This window comes from Sulfitobacter sp. HI0129, from assembly GCF_001635395.1.
In the GTDB taxonomy this organism is placed as follows: domain Bacteria; phylum Pseudomonadota; class Alphaproteobacteria; order Rhodobacterales; family Rhodobacteraceae; genus Sulfitobacter.
Window position 1 is genome coordinate 1 of the sequence record NZ_LWGH01000748.1, and the last position, 1,253, is coordinate 1,253.

General features: G+C 61.7%; 2 protein-coding genes and 1 pseudogene. All 3 read right to left on the bottom strand.

Annotated features, from left to right (window positions below; translation table 11 throughout):
* Positions 1–600: SCO family protein (locus tag A3764_RS18485; RefSeq protein WP_067951915.1), on the bottom strand; the 600-nt coding region annotated here is incomplete at its 3' end.
* Positions 600–1,070, bottom strand: a complete 471-nt coding sequence (locus A3764_RS18490; protein WP_443069028.1) for a copper chaperone PCu(A)C — start codon at positions 1,068–1,070, stop codon at positions 600–602. The genes A3764_RS18490 and A3764_RS18485, both read right to left, overlap by 1 nt.
* 22 nt (positions 1,071–1,092) lie before the next feature.
* Positions 1,093–1,253, bottom strand: a pseudogene (locus A3764_RS24205) (DsbA family protein); the annotation flags it as partial.

A 1,253-nucleotide genomic window follows, 5' to 3' on the forward strand; every position in this document is an offset into this window, starting at 1 on the left:
CAGTGCGCGCCGGATCTTCGGCACCGCGAATTCTCTTGGCTCGTGATAGTCGATCATGGTGACGAGCTCACCCTCGGCATCGAACAGGAATACGCCTGCCGTATGGTTCATCGTATAGCCGCCGCCCTCAGTCGGGACGCGCTCAAATGAGGCACGAAACCCTTCTGCAGCGCGGGCAATCTGGTCTTCCGGCCCCGTCCAACCACGAATGACCGGATGAAAATAGCCGACATATTCGGCCATGGCCTCGACCGTGTCCCGCTCCGGGTCGACCGTGATGAAGACCACGTTCATCTCTGATGCTTCGTCGCCCAGTTCCTCAAGCCAGCCGGAAATATCCGATAGGGTCGTCGGGCAGACGTCCGGGCAGTAGGTGAACCCGAAAAACACCATTGTCGGACGACCGATCAGGTTGCCAGGCCCTACCTCATTTTCCTCGTGGTCGGTCAGCCGGAACTCCATCGCCGATAGGGGCAGGGGCCGCTGCCCTTTTGGTTCAGGCGCACCGGGCCCGTCCACCCGCCACCAGCCCACGAAGAGCGTCAGGCCAAGAACGCCGGCACCGGCTGCGCCGTATAGAAGGAGCTGCCGACGTTGCATCAGCCCTTCGGTCCACGCGCGGCGATTCCGAGGATTGGGACCTCGACCGTCACCTTGCCGCCATCCGAGAAGGTCAGTGTCAGCGGGAAATTCTCGCCTTCGGTCATCGGCTCTTGCAGCTTCATGAGCATGGCGTGCAACCCGCCCGGCTCCAATGCCACGCTTTGGCCGGGCTCAATCGTGATCTCGCCTGCAGGTGCCATGGAACTGACGCCATCGGAGTTGGTTTTCGACTCATGGATCTCGGGCATCATTGCCAGCGGTGTCGCAAGTCCGGTCAGCGTAACGGCGTCTTCACCCGTGTTGCGCACGGTCATATAGGCGGCACCTGGCCTGTTGACGCCGATCGAGGCGCGGGACCACGCATTCTCGACCACGACATCCTCCGAACCGGCCAGTGCGGGGGCCGACAGCCCTGCAACCGTCAAAAGCACGGCCAATGCATTGGTATATCTCAACTTCTTCACCACTCGTTTCTCCTGCCTCCGCAAATCAGCTTTGGCTTGCCGCAACTTCCACTGCCACCAGCCTCCGCAATTCGGCCTCACCGAACGGATCGAGAGGCTTGCCGTTCACGAAGAACGTGGGCGTTTGGCGGACCCCGACTGTCTCGACATCGGCGCGGTCCTGGTTGAGCACCGCCACAACACCGG